This window comes from Paracoccus sp. J55 (assembly GCF_000513975.1).
Classification (GTDB): domain Bacteria; phylum Pseudomonadota; class Alphaproteobacteria; order Rhodobacterales; family Rhodobacteraceae; genus Paracoccus.
In genome coordinates, this window is record NZ_AZVA01000005.1 from 1 (window position 1) to 15,649 (window position 15,649).

Here is a 15,649-nt window from a genome sequence, read left to right on the forward strand (position 1 = left end):
TGAAGGCGGGGGACGTGGTGACCGCTGTCGACGGCGCCCCGGTGCAGGGCGCCACGCATCTGCGCAACCGGCTGGGCCTGACGCCCGTCGGCAGCACCATCCGCCTNACGGTCAGGCGCGAGGGGGANGCGCGGGANGTCGCCCTGACCATCACCGCCGATGCGACCTCCTCCGGTGATTTCGCCGGCACGCCGCTGGATGGCGCCCGGCTGCGCAACGCCTCGGCGGAGGAGGCGCGCCGGGCGGGGGGTGCCGGGATCATGGTCGACAGCGTCGAGCCGGACAGCCTTGCGGCCTGGATCGGCCTGCGCCGCGGCGACATGATCGTCGCCGTCAACCGGACGCCGGTTTCCTCGGTCGCGGATTTGCGTGGCATGCTTGCCGGCCGCCGAGCCGTCGCGGCGCTGGAACTGATCCGCGACGGCAACCGTCTTTTCATGGTCGCGAGATGAACAGGAGCGGCGGCATGGACATGAACCCCAGGACGCAATTCAACATCTGGTATTGGGTGGCCGCCTTCCTCGTCCTGGCGGCATTCCAGTATGTCTTCACCGCCGCCAATCAGGTCGCGCAGATCCCCTACAGCCAGTTCGAGGCCTATCTGCGCGAAGGCCGGATCTCCGAGGTCGCGGTTTCCGACCGCTTCATCCAGGGCCGCTTCATCGAGCCGGTGGACGGCCGCCCGATGTTCGTCACCACCCGGGTCGAGTCCGACCTGGCCCGCCAGCTTCAGGAACACGGCGTCACCGTCACCGGCCAGATCGAAAGCACCTTCCTGCGCGACCTGCTGTCCTGGGTGGTGCCGGTCCTGCTGATCCTCGGCATCTGGATCTTCGTGATCCGGCGCATGGGCGCGGGCATGGGCGGCGGGCTGATGCAGATCGGCAAGTCCAAGGCCAGGGTCTATGTCCAGTCCGACACCGGCGTCACCTTCGAGGATGTGGCCGGCGTGGACGAGGCCAAGGACGAGCTGAAGGAGATCGTCGATTTCCTGCGCGACCCGCAGGGTTACGGCCGTCTGGGCGGGCGGATGCCCAAGGGCATCCTGCTGGTCGGCCCGCCCGGCACCGGCAAGACCCTGCTGGCCCGCGCCGTCGCGGGCGAGGCGGGGGTGCCGTTCTTTTCCATCTCGGGTTCGGAATTCGTCGAGATGTTCGTGGGCGTCGGCGCCGCGCGGGTGCGCGACCTGTTCGAGCAGGCCCGCGCCAAGGCCCCGGCCATCATCTTCATCGACGAGCTGGACGCGCTTGGCCGCGCCCGCGGCATCGGCCCGATGTCCGGCGGCCATGACGAGAAGGAACAGACGCTGAACCAGCTTCTGGTCGAGCTGGACGGCTTCGACCCCTCGACCGGCCTCGTGCTGCTGGCGGCCACGAACCGCCCCGAGATCCTTGATCCGGCGCTGCTGCGCGCCGGCCGCTTCGACCGGCAGGTGCTGGTGGACCGGCCCGACAAGCAGGGCCGGGTGCAGATCCTGAACGTGCATCTGAAGAAGGCGAGGCTGGGCCCCGATGTCGAGCCCGAGAAGATCGCCGCCCTGACCCCCGGCTTTACCGGCGCCGATCTGGCCAACCTGGTCAACGAGGCGACGCTGCTGGCCACGCGGCGCAATGCCGATGCCGTCACCATGGAGGATTTCAACAACGCCGTGGAGCGCATCGTCGCCGGTCTGGAAAAGCGCAACCGGCTGCTGAACCCGCGCGAGCGCGAGATCGTCGCCTATCACGAGATGGGCCATGCCCTGGTCGCCATGGCGCTGCCGGGCGTCGATCCGGTTCACAAGGTCTCGATCATCCCGCGCGGCATCGGCGCCCTGGGCTATACCATCCAGCGCCCGACCGAGGACCGCTTCCTGATGACGCGCGAGGAACTGCACGACAAGATGGCGGTGCTTCTGGGCGGCCGCGCGGCCGAGCATGTCGTCTTCGGCCATCTGTCCACCGGGGCCGCCGACGATCTGGTCAAGGTGACCGACATCGCCCGCGCCATCGTCACCCGCTATGGCATGTCGGACCGGCTGGGCCATGTCGCGCTGGAGCGGGACCAGCGGTCCTTCCTTGCGACCGACCAGCCCTGGTATGGCCCGCAGGAGCGCGCCTATTCCGACGAGACCGCCGCCGCCGTGGACGAGGAAGTGCGCCGCATCGTGGACGAGACCTTCCGGCGGACCGTCGCCCTGCTGGAGGAGCGCCGCGATCTGCTGGAACGCACCGCCCGCCGCCTGCTGGAAAAGGAAACCCTGGACGAGCAGGAAATGGCCGCGCTTGTCGGCGGCGGGCAGGGCGCCCCGGGCGCCGAAGGCCGGGACCGGACGGCCCGGGCCTGACGTGCCTTGCTGATCCGGCGCCGGGGCAGGCGGGCGGCTCATGCCTGCTCTCTGGCCAGGCGCAGGACATTGCGCGCGCGCCGCCGACGATGAGGTGGCGAATGTCGTCCGGCATGACGGGCGCCGGACTCTGCTGACTCGCGATGCGCGGCGGTTCCGGGCTAGGATCGGACAGATGCGCAAAAAGGAGGCTCTGGCGATGCATCTCGACCCCGTTGCCGATCTGGGGACGCATGAGGTCCTGAACCAGCCGGCGGATCCCGGCGACCGCGACCTGTGGCGCGACGATCCGCTGCTGCGCGCCATGATCGAGGCCGGCGGCGCGCAGACCGAATGGCCGGCGCATTACGGCGCGCTGCTGGGCCGGGCCGAGATGCGCGAGGCGGGGCGCGACGCCAACCGCCACCCGCCCGAGCTTGCCCTGTTCGACAGCGGCGGCAGGCGGCTCGACGAGTTGCGCTTCCATCCCGCCTGGCACCGCTTCATGCGCGATTCCGTTGCCGCGGGCTACCATTCGGTGGCCTGGGAGGGCGGGACGGCCGGGCACCTGACCCATGCCGCGATGGTCTATCTGGCCAGCCAGGTCGAGCCGGGCCATTGCTGCCCGCTGACCATGACCTATGCCGCCGTGCCGGTGGTTTCGGCGGCGCAGGATTTGCCCGGCGACTGGCGCGCCGCGCTTCTGTCGCGGCGCTACGATCCCGCCGTGCGGCCGCTGGGCGACAAGCAGGGCGCGCTGCTGGGCATGGCGATGACGGAAAAGCAGGGCGGTTCCGACGTGCGCGCCAATACCACCCGGGCCGAGCCGGACGGCGGCGCCTGGCGGCTGACCGGGCATAAATGGTTCTGCTCGGCGCCGATGTCGGACGGATTCCTGACGCTGGCGCAGACCGGGCGCGGGCTGACCTGCTTCCTGGTGCCGCGCTGGCTGGAGGAGGGGCGCAACGCCATCCGCATCCAGCGGCTCAAGGACAAGCTGGGCAACCGCTCGAACGGCTCGGCCGAGATCGAATACCAGCGCGCCCTGGCCTGGCAGATCGGCGAGGAGGGCGACGGCATCCGCACCATCGTCGAGATGGTCCATCACACCCGGCTCGACACCGCCATGGCGCCGGCCGGGCTGATGCGGGCGGCGCTGCGCGAGGCGCATCACTGGACCGCCCATCGCAGCACCTTCCAGCGGCGGCTGATCGACCAGCCGCTGATGCGCTCGGTGCTGGCCGATCTGGTGCTGGACTGGCAGGGCAGCCTGGCCCTGGGCCTGCATGTCGCCGCCAGCTTCGACGGGCGGGGCGACGAGGATCGCGCCTTCGCCCGCATCGGCGTGGCGCTGGCGAAATACCTGTCGAACAAGCTGTGCCCGCAGGTCGTGGCCGAGGCGATGGAGGTGCTGGGCGGCATGGGCTATGTCGAGGACACGCCGCTGCCGCTGCTTTATCGCGAGGCGCCGCTGAACGGCATCTGGGAAGGTTCGGGCAATGTCATCTGCCTGGACGCCTTGCGCACGCTGGCGCGCGAGCCGCTGGCCGCCGAGGCGCTGGCGGCGCGGCTGGACCAGGCCGCCGGGCTGGACCGGGCCTATGACGCGGCGCTGGCGGCGCATCGCGACCGCTGGGCGGGCGGCGTGCCCGAGGCCGAGGCGCGCTGGTTCGTCGAGCGCAGCGCCCTGCTGCTGACCGCCGCCGTGCTGTTGCTGCATGGAGAGCCGGATCTGGCGGGCGCCTTCGTCCGCACCCGCCTGGACGGCGAGCGCGGCCGCACCCCGGGCACCATTCCCGCGCCGATGGCCGGGCGCATCCTGGCCAAGGGCTTCCCCGCCGCCGAGGCCTGAGGGCAGGGCAGGGCAGGGCAGGGCAGGGACGGGACGGGTGCGGCGCCCGGCTTCCTTCGCCGCCTGCGGCCGGTCACATGACAGCCACGGCTTTCGTGCTAGCATCGGCGTGACGGCCGGTTGCCGGAGGAGAAGGAATATGGTCGATCTGCGCATCCATGCCGAGGTCGAGAACATCGTCCGCGACCGGCTGCGCCGGGCGCGGCCCGAGATCGAGGCCTCGCTGGCCCATATCGCCGAAGGCAATCCGCTTGCCGCGGAACCCACCCTGCCGCGCCGCCTCGAAAGGCTGCGGATCAAGACCGGCGGCAGCCGGGAAGAGGCGATGATGCTTTCGGCCGCCATCGACATGGCGGCGGCGGGCGCCGCCGCCGCGCCCGCGCGCGGCAAGCCGCCGGGACCCGAGGCGATCCAGGGCGCGACGCTGGATTTCGTCGGCGTGGCCTTTCTGGAGCGCGGTCGGCGGGCCGCGGACGCGGTGGGGCGCATCGCCTTCCTGAACGGCCGGCCGCAGGGCACCGGCTTTCTGGTGGCGCCGAACCTGCTGCTGACCAACCATCACGTGATCGACTCGCCCGAGGCGGCGGCCCGCCTGCAGGTGCAGTTCGATTACGAGCATGACCCATTCGGGCGGCTGCGGGCGGTCTCGGGCTTTCTCTTCGATCCGGACCTGTGCTTCGTCACCGACGGGATCGAGGGGCTCGACTATACGCTGATCGGCGTCGGCGGGCGACGCGAGGGCGACCGGGATCTGGCGGAATTCGGCCATCTGCCGCTGTCGGACGCCGCCGCCAAGCACATGCTGGGCGAGATTGCCAATGTGATCCAGCATCCCGACGGCCGCTTCAAGGAGCTGGTGCTGCGCGAGAACCATCTGGTCGCCCGCGACGAGACGCTGCAGGTGCTGCATTACGTCGCCGATACCGAGCAGGGCTCCTCGGGCTCGCCGGTGTTCAACAACGAATGGGAGCCGATCGCCCTGCATCACTGGGGCGGGCCGTGGCGCGAGGTGATGGGCACGGCCGGCCAGCCGCTGGCGCGCGAGATCAACGAGGGCATCCGCATCAGCGCCATCGTCGCCGACCTGCGCGGCAGGGCGGACGCGGCCTCGCCCGATGCCGCGGCGATCCGGGCGGCCCTGGACGCCTGGGACGGCGCCGGCCGCGGCCCGGACGCCCTGCCGCCGCAAGCGCCGCGCATGGCGGCCGCGCCGGGGTCGAGCCAGGCAGGGGGCTCGGTGACCTGGACCTTTCCCATCGAGATCACCCTGCACGCGCCGCGGCTTGCCGGTTCCGCCGCGCCTGTGCCGCCGGCCGCCGGCGCCGAGGCGACCACCTGGCGGACCGAGGATTTCGCCGACCGGGGCGGCTATGAGCCGGGCTTCATCCCCGGCCATATTGTGCCGCTGCCCGAGACCGGCGCGCTGCCCTGGCGGCTGGCCCGCAACCAGCTGGCGGCCGAGGGCGACGATCCGCACGAGCTGCGCTATCATCATTTCTCGATCCTGATGAATGCCGAGCGCCGGCTGGCCTGCTGCACCGCCGTCAATATCGACGGCGCCCGGATCCGCGCGGTCAACCGGGCCGACAAGACCGTCATCGCCGACCCGACCCTGGCCCAGCTCGGCATCGAATCGGCCGAGGCCAGCGACGATTTCCGCCCCGACCGCCGCATCCTGCCGGAAGAGCAGATGAACCGGCCTTTCTACGAAAACCAGCAGGTTCCCGGCTTTCCGGTCGCGACCTCGGCCGGGCGCATCGCCCGGATGTTCCAGAAGGGCCATATCATCCTGCGCGGCGATCCGGCCTGGGGCAGCGAGGCCGAGGCCCGCGCCGCCGAGCGCGACACCTTCTTCTACACCAATGCCGCGCCGCAGGTGGGGTTCTTCAACCAGGGCAGCGCGCTGGACCGGCCCGGCGCCAAGGGCAAGCTGCGCTGGCGCGCCGTCGAGACCTATGTGCTGCGCAATGCCGTGACCATGCGCCAGAGGATCAGCGTCTTCGCCGGCCCGATCTTCGACGACGAGGCCGACCCGGTCTATCGCTTCGGCGCGCGGCTGCCGATGCGGTTCTGGAAGATCGCGGTCTGGAACGACGGAACCGCGCTGCGTTCCATCGCGCTGATCGCGGACCAGCGCCCGGTGCTGGAGGTGATGCCCGAGGCGATGGGGGCCGAGGCCTTCCAGGACGAGGAGGAGCTGGCGCGGGTTTCGGAATTCCTGTCCACGGCGCGCGAGGTCGAGGCGCTGACGCATCTGGATTTTTCCGCGGCGGTTCGCGACGGCGATGTGCGGGCGGGGGCGGCGGAACCGGCCCCGGCGCTGACGCTGGAGCCGCCGGCCCTGGCCGGCAGCGCCCCGCCGCCGCGCCGCAAGGGCCGCAAGCGATGCTGAGCCCGGCGCCTAGCGCCAGAACCGCCGGGCATCGACAAAGGCGTCATGCGCTTCGGCAGCGGCCTCGATCAGCGCCTGCTTGTCCCGGTCCGATCCGGCCAATGCCGCCGCCTCGGGGTCATCGGTCAGGCCCAGCCGCTCCATCAGCTCGGGGGCGGTGACCAGATCGTTCAGCGCGCCCATGCGGTCCTGCAACTGCTCCAGCGCGTCCAGGAAGCGCGCGGCCCGGCGCTTGCGGCGTTTTTCCCCGAACAGCGGCGCGAAGAATTCGGCGGCATAGCGCAGTTTCTTGGCGTCCTTGCGCAGCTCGTGCCGGGCCTCGTCCGACAGCTCGGCCAGGTCGCGGCCCTCCTTCTTGACCTTGCGGCGAAAGCGGTCCAGCGCCGAGGCGGCGAATTCCCGCGCGGCTAGATTGCGGATTTCGGCCCCCGAGGGCAGCGCCAGCCAGGGGCCGATGGCCAGATATTCCGCAAGATCGAGCATCAGCCGCCGCGCCCGGCGCGAGGCCAGAGCCGTCTCGGCCCGGCCATAGGCCACCTCGCGCGCCGGTTCCAGCCGGGCGTGCAGCGCCTCGGCATCGCAGCGCGTCCGCAGCACGTCCAGGTCGCGCGCCTCGGCCAGCATGCCGGCGAGCCAGCGGCTTTCCTCGTTCAGCCGGCCGGCGTCGTCGTCCTGCAGCATCGGCTTGAAGATCGACAGGGCCGAGCGCAGCCGCCGCAGCGCCACGCGCGCCTGATGCACGGCCTCGGGATTGCTGCGCCCGATCAGCGGTTCGTTCAGCCGGAACTGCCGCAGGCAGGCGCCGGCGATCTGGCGAAAGCTCTCGGCGGCGGTCATGTCGCCGGTCAGCGCGGCCGGGGCCGCCTTGTGCATGTTCCGGACCGGGCCGAGCAGGCGATAGCCGCGCTCGGCCTCGCCCAGCACGCCCAGGCGCAGCGGCGCGATCTCGTCCAGCCGCCGCGCCAGCGAGAACAGCGCCGGGGGCGCTCCTTGCTGCAACACCAGCCCGATCTCGCAAAGCGGCGCGCTGCGGTCGCCCGCCGTCACCTGGCCCTGTTCCAGCACCAGGCCGATCGTGGCGCCCTCCCAGTCGAGGGTCCAGCATCGCTGCCGGGTCTGCAGGCGAAAGACCGGGCCGAGATCCTGCGCCTTGCGTCCCAGCAGCGCGCGGACCGGCGTGGAATCGTCCAGCTCCGGCACCTCCGCCACCGGCTGCTGCCATTCGGGCAGGGCGAAAAGTCCGGCGGGGGCGCCGGCCGCCTCGACGATCTGAAGGTCGCCTTCCGGTGCGTGCCGGATCGCCAGCGTGAAGCCCGCCGCCGCGAGGTCCTGCGCCGGCGTGTCGAAATAGGTCGCGCGCCGCGCAGCCGCGCCGCCCTCGCCCGGCAGCAGATCGGACCGGGCCAGGGTCTCCGAAGCCTCGGCCGCGAGGTCCAGCCGCAGCTCTTCGGCGGAAACGATGGCCCGGCGCGGCGGCAAGCCGTTCGCCTTCAGGGTGGCCAGATAGCCATGCTCGCTGCCGGGCGAAGCGGCCGCGTCGCGGGTGGTTGGTTTGCCTTCGGGCCTGTCGATCATGCTCGCGTCACCTTCACGTCCATTCCCTATGGGCGTGCTTGGTAAAGGTAATATGTCATGGCGCTGACCGGTAGCCGGGTTTCAACCGCTCGATCACGGGCCGTTGCCGCGAACGAGGCTCCGCGTCCACCGGCCGGCCAGCCATCCCTGCACCGGCAAGATCGGGCGGTGCATCGCGAGGCCGGGGGCACGGCCGTCCGGGTTCGTCATGAGGAGCGCCATGACCAAGCGCGCCGTCCGAGCCGCAATCCCAGCCGCTTGCAAGGGGCCGCGCTGCTCGCTGACGGGCTGTGACGCGGGTTGCATCCCCAGGCAGGACGAGTCGGAGGAAAGCCGTCAGATACGACAAGCGCCGCAATCGCATCGGGATCATGCGCAGCTGGCGCAAGATCGGGCGCTGCGTCCGCAGCTGGCCGATCATCCTCCTCTCCGCCGCTGGCAACGCGCAAGGTATCCGAACCAACGGAATAGATGACGCGGCTGCTTGGCGTCCCGCTGGGTGCAGTCCGCAGGATCAAGGGCAAGCCGGCGCCATTCCGGCTGCATATCCGGAAGGAGGGCGCTGGGATCAGACGGTTTGTCGGGCTGGACCCATGGCTGGAGAAAACCGCGACCCGCGTGATCGGCGCGCAAGGGACGATGGTGAAGAAGGCGCGGCTGTCCAGCGCGCCCGCGACCGTGCTGCGCTGGATCAGCGAGCAGGACGGTGCCCTTGCCGCGGTCCCGAGGGCTGGGGCGTCTTGCCCGCGGCCCCTCCCGAACGAAAAAGCCCCGCTCTCGCGGGGCTTTTCCTTTTGCGCTCAGTTGCGCTCCTTGTCGACCATCTTGCCCTTCGAGATCCAGGGCATCATGGCGCGGAGCTTCTCGCCGACCTTCTCGATCTGGTGCTCGTCGTTGATGCGGCGGGTCGCCTTGAAGAAAGGCTGGCCGACGGCGTTCTCCTGCATGAAGTCGCGTACGAACTTGCCGGTCTGGATGTCGGTCAGCACCGCCTTCATCCGCGCCTTGGTCTCTTCATAGGGCAGCACGCGCGGGCCCGAGACATATTCGCCGTATTCCGCGGTGTTCGAGATCGAGTAGTTCATGTTGGCGATGCCGCCCTCGTAGATCAGGTCCACGATCAGCTTCACCTCGTGCAGGCATTCGAAATAGGCCATTTCCGGCTCGTAGCCGGCCTCGACCAGGGTCTCGAAGCCCATGCGGATCAGCTCGACCAGACCGCCGCACAGCACGGCCTGCTCGCCGAACAGGTCGGTTTCGCATTCCTGGCGGAAATTGGTCTCGATGATGCCAGAACGGCCGCCGCCGATGGCCGAGCAATAGGACAGGCCGATGTCCATGGCCTTGCCGGTGGCGTCCTGATGCACCGCGACCAGGCAGGGCACGCCCCCGCCCTTGGTGTATTCGCCGCGCACGGTGTGGCCGGGGCCCTTCGGCGCCATCATGATCACGTCCACGCCCGGCTTCGGCTCGATCAGGCCGAAATGCACGTTCAGGCCATGGGCAAAGGCGATGGCGGCGCCTTCGCGCAGGTTGTCATGCACGTATTTCCTGTAGGTCTCGGCCTGCAGTTCGTCGGGCATGGTGAACATGATCAGGTCGGCCCAGGCGGCGGCCTCGGCGATGCCCATCACCTTCAGCCCCTCGGCTTCGGCCTTCTTGGCCGAGGCCGAACCCTCGCGCAGCGCCACCACCAGGTTCTTGGCACCCGAATCGCGCAGGTTCAGCGCATGGGCGTGGCCTTGGCTGCCATAGCCCAGCATGGCGATCTTCTTGTCCTTGATCAGGTTCACATCGCAGTCGCGATCATAGTAAACGCGCATCGGAAACTCCCTCCATTTCGCTGAGGGGTTTGTAGCAGGCGATTTCCCGGGGATGTGTGCATTTTTCACGTTTAATGTGGATGTATCGTCATGATAATGTGAAATTCACGACAAAAGTGAAAATATCATGCCCGACGCCACCGACCGCCGCATCCTGCGCCAGCTGCTCGCCGATCCCGACATCGCGAATGCCGCGCTGGCCGAGCGCGCCGGGGTGACGCCGGCCAGCCTGTGGCGGCGGCTGGAGCGGATGCGCGAAACCGGCGTGATCCGCGCCACCCTGACCCGCATCGACTGGCGCAAGCTCGGCTACGAGGTGCAGGTCAGCCTGCGCTTCACGCTGGACAAGACCCATCCGCGCGCCTTCGACGAATTCATCGCCGCCGCCCGCCGCGTGCCCGAGGTGACCGAGATCCAGACCTTCCTGGGTTCGGTGGACCTGCGGCTGTCGGTGATCGCGCGGGACATGGCGCATTGGCAGCAGCTTTACCGCGAAAGCATCCTGACCCTGCCGCATGTGGCGGACAGCGATGCGCTGATGCTGGTCTCGACCATCAAGGACGTGCAGGAGCTGCCGCTGTGAGCGTTCAGCCCGATGCGACGGACCTGGCGATCCTGCGGCTTCTGGCCGAGGATGCCACCCGCGGCGCGGCCGAGATCGGCCGGGCGCTGGGGCTGACCCAGCCCGCAACCTGGCGGCGCATCCGGCGCCTGACCGAGGCGGGGGTGATCGCCGGCCGCCGCGTGGTCGTGGACGAGGCGGCGCTGGGATTCGGTGTCACCGTCTTCCTGGGCATCCGGCTGGCGGTCAAAGGCCGCGTCAGCCTGGAGGATTTCGAGCGCGCGGTGACCGCCATCCCCGAGGTGCAGGTCGTGCAGCACGTGCTGGGCCAGTTCGACTACCGGCTGCGCATCCATGCCCGCGACATCGCCGATTTCGAACGCATCCTGCGCCGCCGCATCATGACCCTGCCCGGGGTCGGCCAGGTCGAGGCGAATGTCATGCTGTCCGAGGAACGCCGGCCGGGGCCGCTGTAGCATGCCGGGGAAGCGGCCGGATCGTCTGCCCGCCAGCCGGGCAGGGGTCTTGGCCACGCTGACCGATAGGCGGTTCGCCTATCCCACCCGGCAGGGCCGTCTGGGCCGGTTTGTCCGTGGGGCCTTGCTCTCAGGCCCGAACGTATCGGGCCCCTGCCGGTCCGCCGGATCAGGGGCCGATCACCTGGCAGTTCTGATGCCGGGCGGCGATCCGGTTGCAGGCGAGCTCGGCGGTTTCCTTGCTCATGCCGACGAAATTCGCCTCGAAGCCGCGCCGGGTATTGGCGACCCGGCTCATCGCGCTGCCGAGCGCGCCGCTTTCCTGCAGCGCGGTCTTGAGCAGCAGTTGCTCGGCCTCGTGCTGCGAGCGGAACAGGCCCAGCGTAACCCCCCAGCCCTTGCCGCCGGCGCCCGATCCGCGCGAGACGATCTCGGTCGCCTGCGGGGCGGCCTGGTCGTCGGGTTCGAGCGAGGCGAGGATGACGGTTTCCGACCGCTGCGCCGGGGCGGGTGCGGCCAGCAGCGCCATGCTTTCCGGCTGCGGCTGGGTGGTCTGGACGAAGAGCGAGGGCGAGCCGGCCGCCGGCGCGGTCGTCAGGCCGGCCGACCGGTCGCCGCGCGGCGCCGGCATCGGGCGGGCGGCATCGACCGGCGCCGCCGCAGTCTCGGGCGCATCGCCTTCCTCCGGGCGGGCTTCGGGACGCGCCGCGCGGGCCAGCAGTTCGGAATCGATCGCGGCATTGGCCAGCTGGCCGGTGCCGGGCTTGCGGGCCGGCCGGACGCTTGCCGTCAACGTGCTGGCGCTGCGGGCGGGGGCGGGCGCCGTCGCCTGGGCGCGCGAGACCGCGGCCGAGATCGCCGCCGGCGTCACCACCGCGACGGTCGAGGCCCGCGCCACCGGCCGGTCGGAGGCGGAAAGCTGCACGTTCGCCGCCGCCGGGCCCGGTTCGGTCCGGGCGACCTGCACGGTGCGGCGCACCTTCTTCTCGGCCACGTATTGCGGCGGCGCAGGCTTGACCTCTCGCACACGGGTGGGGGCCTTTCCGAAGCCGGCGTCCAGCAATTGCGCCATCACCTGGTTGCGATGCGCGGTCGAGGTGCCGCCCATCACCGTGGCGATGATGCGCTTCGAGCCGCGCTTGGCCGAGGCGGTCAGGTTGAAGCCCGCCGCGCGGGTATAGCCGGTCTTGATGCCGTCCGCGCCTTCGTAGCTATCGAGGAACCGCTTGTTGGTGCTGGCGACGGTGGCGATGCCCGCATCCGCCGAACGGCGCGAGAAGATCGAGTAATATTGCGGGAAATCGTAGAACAGCCGCCGGCCCAGCAGGGTCATGTCGCGGGCGGTGGAATAATGCCCCTCGGCCGTCAGGCCGTTGGCGTTGCGGAAATTCGTATTGCGCATCCCCAGCGCCCGGGCCATCTGGGTCATCTGCGCGGCGAATTTCGCCTCGGACCCGGCCAGCCCTTCGCCGATCACCGTGGCCGCGTCATTGGCGGATTTCACCGCCGCCGCGCGGATCAGGTAGCGCAGCTCGATCCGCTGGCCCGGCTTAAGCCCCAGCCGCGAGGGCGGCTGCGCGGCCGCGTGGCTGGAGACCAGGAACTTGCTGTCCAGCCGGACTTGGCCGCGCTCGATGGCGTTGAAAGCCATGTAAAGCGTCATCATCTTGGTCAGCGAGGCCGGATGAAGCCGGGTATCCGCGTTCTGCGCGTAGATTTCCTGCCCGGTTCGCGCATCCATGACGAAGGCTGCGAAAGGGGCGGCGGCCACCGCCATGGGCAGCGCCCAGGCGAATAGGATCATCAGTCCCAAACGGACGTTCTTGGCGAATCTGCTCACTGTCCCGGTCTCTATCTGCCTCTGAGGACCCGTTCATTATGCGGGCCCTTCATTAATAAAATGACAATAGCACGGCTTCCGGCGTTCGGGAACTGCAAGTTTTCACCCCCGGCCACGCAATCTGCCGCAGGTTGCGCGGCCTTTCGGCAGGAAGGCGGGGGCGGGGGTTATCAAGCGCGGGGAAAGCCTCTATATTCGGTCCCAGAACCGTCCATATCCTGTTGCAAGCCTCGTGACCAATCCGCAGATGACGAACCGACCCGGGGACCGCGAAGAGGTCGAGCTGGGGGTCAAGACCCGCCCCCGCACGCAACGGCCTCCGATGTACAAGGTCTTGCTTCTGAACGACGATTTCACCCCGATGGAATTCGTCGTGCATGTGCTTGAGCGGCTGTTCAACATGAGCCATGCCCAGGCGATCGAGATCATGCTGACGGTCCATCGCAAGGGGGTGGCCGTCGTGGGCGTCTTCTCGCACGAGATCGCCGAAACCAAGGTGGCGCAGGTCATGGAACTGGCGCGCCGCCAGCAGCATCCGCTGCAATGCACCATGGAAAAAGAGTAGAAATTGGCTGGATCACGGCTGGAACTTGTCTTTGGCGGCACGCCGCCGGAAGGGCGCTGGCTGCTGATCGGCGCCGGCGCGGCGACCGACCTTTCCCCTTTCGACGCTGCCCGGCCGCAGATCGTGCAGGGCTTCTATCCCGATCACCGGGCGCTGCAGGCGCGCGGCCATGAGGTCGTCACCGAACCCTCGGGCGCCTTCGACGGCGCCGTGGTCTTCCTGCCCCGTGCCCGGGCCGAGGCGCGGGCGCGCATCGCCGAGGCCGCGGAGCGGCTGGCGCCCGGAGCCGCGCTCTGGATCGACGGGCAGAAGACCGACGGCATCGACGCGGTGCTGAAGGAGATGCGCGGCCTTGCCCCGGTGGACGAGGTGCAATCGCGCGGCCACGGCAAGATCTTCCGGGTGACGCTGCCCGGAGGGGGCTGGCTGCCCGAGGACTGGCCGGCCCGCGACCATCAGGCCGCCCCGGGCATGGTGACGCGGCCCGGGGTGTTTTCGGCCGACGGGCCGGACCCGGCTTCGCAGGCGCTGGCGGCGGCGCTGCCGGACAAGCTGCCGACCCGCATCGTCGACCTCGGCGCGGGCTGGGGCTGGCTTTCGGCCCAGATCCTCAGGCATCCGGGCGTCGAGCAGCTGCATCTGGTCGAGGCCGATGCGGCGGCGCTGGACTGCGCGCGGCGCAACGTGACCGACCCGCGCGCGCGGTTCCATTGGGCGGATGCGCTGGATTTCCGCCTGCCCGAGCCGGTGAACGGCGTCGTCATGAACCCGCCCTTCCACGAGGGGCGCGCGGCCGATCCTAAGCTGGGCGCCGGCTTCATCCGCGCGGCGGCGGGCCTGCTGACGGGGGCCGGGCGGCTGTGGATGGTCGCCAACCGGCACCTGCCCTATGAGCAGGCGCTGCGGGAATGCTTTGCCGAAGTCGCGGAACTGGGCGGCGATTCGCGGTTCAAGATCCTGACCGCCTCGGGCGCGCGGCGTCCCGGCGCCCGTCCACAGAGCAAAGGTAGGAAAAGATGAGCCTGTCCATCCAGGGCAAGACCGCCATCGTCACCGGCGCCGCGCGTGGCATCGGCCTGGCCATCGCACGCCATTTCCAGGAGGCGGGAGCCAATGTCATGTTCGCCGACAGCGACGAAGCGGCGCTGATGGCCGAGCTGGGCGAGCAGGCGGCGGGCGAAGGGCCGGTGCGGGCCTTCGCCGGCGATCTTGGCCAGAAGCTGACGCTGGCGAACCTGGTCTCGGCCACCATCGACGCCTTCGACCGGGTGGACATCCTGGTCAACGCGCATCGCATGGTGCAGGGCTGCGATCCGCTGACGGTCAACGACGAACTGCTGGGCGACATGCTGCGCCAGAACATGATGGCGGGGCTGCGCCTGTCGCAGATGGTCGCGCGGCGCATGATGGCGCAGGTGCGCGAGGAGGACGAGGATGCGCTGCAACACGGCGCCATCGTCAACGTGACCTCGCTGGCCGCCGACTGGCCGCAGCCGCAGATGCTGGCCTATTCCATCGCCAGCGCGGCGCAGGCGCAGGCCACGCGCTCGCTGGCCTCGGCGCTGGCGCCCAGGCGCATCCGGGTGAACGGCGTGGCCTTCGCCAGCATCATGTCGAACAACATGCAGCTGAAGCTGCGCGAGGACCCCGGCCTGCGCGACCGCATGGTGGCGGCGACGCCGCTGGGCCGCATCGCCGGCGCGGACGAGCTGGCCTCGACGGTGCAGTTCCTGGCCAGCGAGGCATCGAGCTTCGTCACCGGCCAGATCCTGCGCGTCGACGGCGGCCGCAGCCTGGGCGATCCGCTGGCGCCCGGGGTCTATTAGGACCGCTTCTCTTCGGGATAGGCGGTCTTGCAGGCATCGACGGCGGCGCGGGCGGCGGGCATCAGCGCCTGCTTGCGCGCCTGCAGGTTGTCGCGCTTGCGCGTCTCGGCGGCCGGGTCGATCGGCACCCGGTAACGCTCGGTATCGACGACGTCGCGCAGGCAGGGACGATAGCCCAGCCGGCGATTGCCGTCGCGATCGATCCATATATGGCGGCAATCGTCCCATTCGGTGCGGGTCACGGTGCGCTCTTCCCAGGCATAGCCGCGCGCCAGATTGGCCTCGACCTCGGCCAGCAGGTTCGAGACGGTGCGGTATTCGCGGGTGTTGCGGCTGATGCACTGTTCCTGCGGGGTTCCGCAGGCCGCGACAACCAGGACAGGCATCAGGGCAAGCAGGATGTTGCGGGTCATGGCCGGGATCTCTAGTTGTT

At 69.8% G+C, this 15,649-nt stretch carries 13 protein-coding genes; 9 read left to right on the forward strand and 4 right to left on the reverse strand.

Annotated features, from left to right (window positions below):
* The 4 genes from PARJ55_RS21560 to PARJ55_RS0106400 all read left to right on the forward strand — a co-directional run.
* Positions 1 to 452 (forward strand): PDZ domain-containing protein (locus PARJ55_RS21560; RefSeq protein ID WP_036713881.1); only part of this gene is annotated, 452 nt, incomplete at its 5' end.
* 20 nt (positions 453 to 472) lie between these two features.
* Positions 473 to 2,326 carry an ATP-dependent zinc metalloprotease FtsH gene (gene ftsH / locus PARJ55_RS0106390; RefSeq protein ID WP_028712270.1) on the forward strand — a complete coding sequence of 618 codons (1,854 nt, stop codon included), beginning with the start codon at positions 473 to 475 and terminating at the stop codon, positions 2,324 to 2,326.
* Positions 2,327 to 2,525: 199 nt separating this feature from the next.
* Positions 2,526 to 4,157 (forward strand): acyl-CoA dehydrogenase family protein, encoded by a 1,632-nt coding sequence (locus tag PARJ55_RS0106395; RefSeq protein WP_028712271.1) that lies wholly within the window; start codon positions 2,526 to 2,528, stop codon positions 4,155 to 4,157.
* A 139-nt stretch (positions 4,158 to 4,296) separates the two neighbouring features.
* Positions 4,297 to 6,549 carry a DNA/RNA non-specific endonuclease gene (locus PARJ55_RS0106400; RefSeq protein WP_028712272.1) on the forward strand — a complete coding sequence of 751 codons (2,253 nt, stop codon included), beginning with the start codon at positions 4,297 to 4,299 and terminating at the stop codon, positions 6,547 to 6,549.
* Positions 6,550 to 6,558: 9 nt separating this feature from the next.
* On the opposite strand, the gene PARJ55_RS0106405 is transcribed toward PARJ55_RS0106400, so the two are convergent.
* The gene (locus PARJ55_RS0106405) at positions 6,559 to 8,124 is read right to left on the reverse strand and encodes a CHAD domain-containing protein (protein WP_232215671.1); all 1,566 of its coding nucleotides are present in this window, start codon (positions 8,122 to 8,124) and stop codon (positions 6,559 to 6,561) included.
* An 800-nt stretch (positions 8,125 to 8,924) separates the two neighbouring features.
* Positions 8,925 to 9,947 (reverse strand): ketol-acid reductoisomerase, encoded by a 1,023-nt coding sequence (gene ilvC / locus PARJ55_RS0106415; RefSeq protein ID WP_028712275.1) that lies wholly within the window; start codon positions 9,945 to 9,947, stop codon positions 8,925 to 8,927.
* 127 nt (positions 9,948 to 10,074) lie between these two features.
* Between ilvC and PARJ55_RS0106420 the strand changes: the two genes are divergently transcribed.
* Together PARJ55_RS0106420 and PARJ55_RS0106425 are read left to right on the forward strand one after the other, a co-directional pair.
* Positions 10,075 to 10,530 (forward strand): Lrp/AsnC family transcriptional regulator, encoded by a 456-nt coding sequence (locus PARJ55_RS0106420; protein ID WP_028712276.1) that lies wholly within the window; start codon positions 10,075 to 10,077, stop codon positions 10,528 to 10,530.
* On the forward strand, positions 10,527 to 10,985 hold the full coding sequence (locus PARJ55_RS0106425; RefSeq protein WP_028712277.1) for an Lrp/AsnC family transcriptional regulator: 459 nt from the start codon (positions 10,527 to 10,529) through the stop codon (positions 10,983 to 10,985). Before PARJ55_RS0106420 ends, PARJ55_RS0106425 begins: the two co-directional genes overlap by 4 nt.
* Before the next feature lie 169 nt (positions 10,986 to 11,154).
* Here PARJ55_RS0106425 and PARJ55_RS0106430 read toward each other — a convergent pair whose 3' ends face one another.
* Complete coding sequence (locus tag PARJ55_RS0106430; RefSeq protein WP_232215672.1) at positions 11,155 to 12,789, reverse strand: D-alanyl-D-alanine carboxypeptidase family protein; 1,635 nt, start codon at positions 12,787 to 12,789, stop codon at positions 11,155 to 11,157.
* A gap of 283 nt (positions 12,790 to 13,072) precedes the next feature.
* Between PARJ55_RS0106430 and clpS the strand changes: the two genes are divergently transcribed.
* The 3 genes from clpS to PARJ55_RS0106445 are packed head-to-tail and all read left to right on the forward strand — an operon-like array spanning position 13,073 to position 15,216.
* Positions 13,073 to 13,390 carry an ATP-dependent Clp protease adapter ClpS gene (clpS, locus tag PARJ55_RS0106435; protein ID WP_028712279.1) on the forward strand — a complete coding sequence of 106 codons (318 nt, stop codon included), beginning with the start codon at positions 13,073 to 13,075 and terminating at the stop codon, positions 13,388 to 13,390.
* A 3-nt stretch (positions 13,391 to 13,393) separates the two neighbouring features.
* On the forward strand, positions 13,394 to 14,410 hold the full coding sequence (locus PARJ55_RS0106440; protein ID WP_028712280.1) for a class I SAM-dependent methyltransferase: 1,017 nt from the start codon (positions 13,394 to 13,396) through the stop codon (positions 14,408 to 14,410).
* Positions 14,407 to 15,216 (forward strand): SDR family NAD(P)-dependent oxidoreductase, encoded by an 810-nt coding sequence (locus tag PARJ55_RS0106445; RefSeq protein WP_028712281.1) that lies wholly within the window; start codon positions 14,407 to 14,409, stop codon positions 15,214 to 15,216. Before PARJ55_RS0106440 ends, PARJ55_RS0106445 begins: the two co-directional genes overlap by 4 nt.
* Here the strand turns inward: PARJ55_RS0106445 and PARJ55_RS24815 are convergent.
* The gene (locus tag PARJ55_RS24815; protein ID WP_028712282.1) at positions 15,213 to 15,629 is read right to left on the reverse strand and encodes a hypothetical protein; all 417 of its coding nucleotides are present in this window, start codon (positions 15,627 to 15,629) and stop codon (positions 15,213 to 15,215) included. The two genes, PARJ55_RS0106445 and PARJ55_RS24815, sit on opposite strands and share 4 nt — an antisense overlap.
* Positions 15,630 to 15,649: the final 20 nt, after the last annotated feature.

Coding starts and splice junctions, on each gene's coding strand:
- ftsH (WP_028712270.1), top strand. CDS start 473: ATGAACCCCAGGACGCAATTCAACATCTGGTATTGGGTGGCCGCCTTC.
- PARJ55_RS0106395 (WP_028712271.1), top strand. CDS start 2,526: ATGCATCTCGACCCCGTTGCCGATCTGGGGACGCATGAGGTCCTGAAC.
- PARJ55_RS0106400 (WP_028712272.1), top strand. CDS start 4,297: ATGGTCGATCTGCGCATCCATGCCGAGGTCGAGAACATCGTCCGCGAC.
- PARJ55_RS0106405 (WP_232215671.1), bottom strand. CDS start 8,124: ATGATCGACAGGCCCGAAGGCAAACCAACCACCCGCGACGCGGCCGCT.
- ilvC (WP_028712275.1), bottom strand. CDS start 9,947: ATGCGCGTTTACTATGATCGCGACTGCGATGTGAACCTGATCAAGGAC.
- PARJ55_RS0106420 (WP_028712276.1), top strand. CDS start 10,075: ATGCCCGACGCCACCGACCGCCGCATCCTGCGCCAGCTGCTCGCCGAT.
- PARJ55_RS0106430 (WP_232215672.1), bottom strand. CDS start 12,789: ATGATCCTATTCGCCTGGGCGCTGCCCATGGCGGTGGCCGCCGCCCCT.
- clpS (WP_028712279.1), top strand. CDS start 13,073: ATGACGAACCGACCCGGGGACCGCGAAGAGGTCGAGCTGGGGGTCAAG.
- PARJ55_RS0106445 (WP_028712281.1), top strand. CDS start 14,407: ATGAGCCTGTCCATCCAGGGCAAGACCGCCATCGTCACCGGCGCCGCG.
- PARJ55_RS24815 (WP_028712282.1), bottom strand. CDS start 15,629: ATGACCCGCAACATCCTGCTTGCCCTGATGCCTGTCCTGGTTGTCGCG.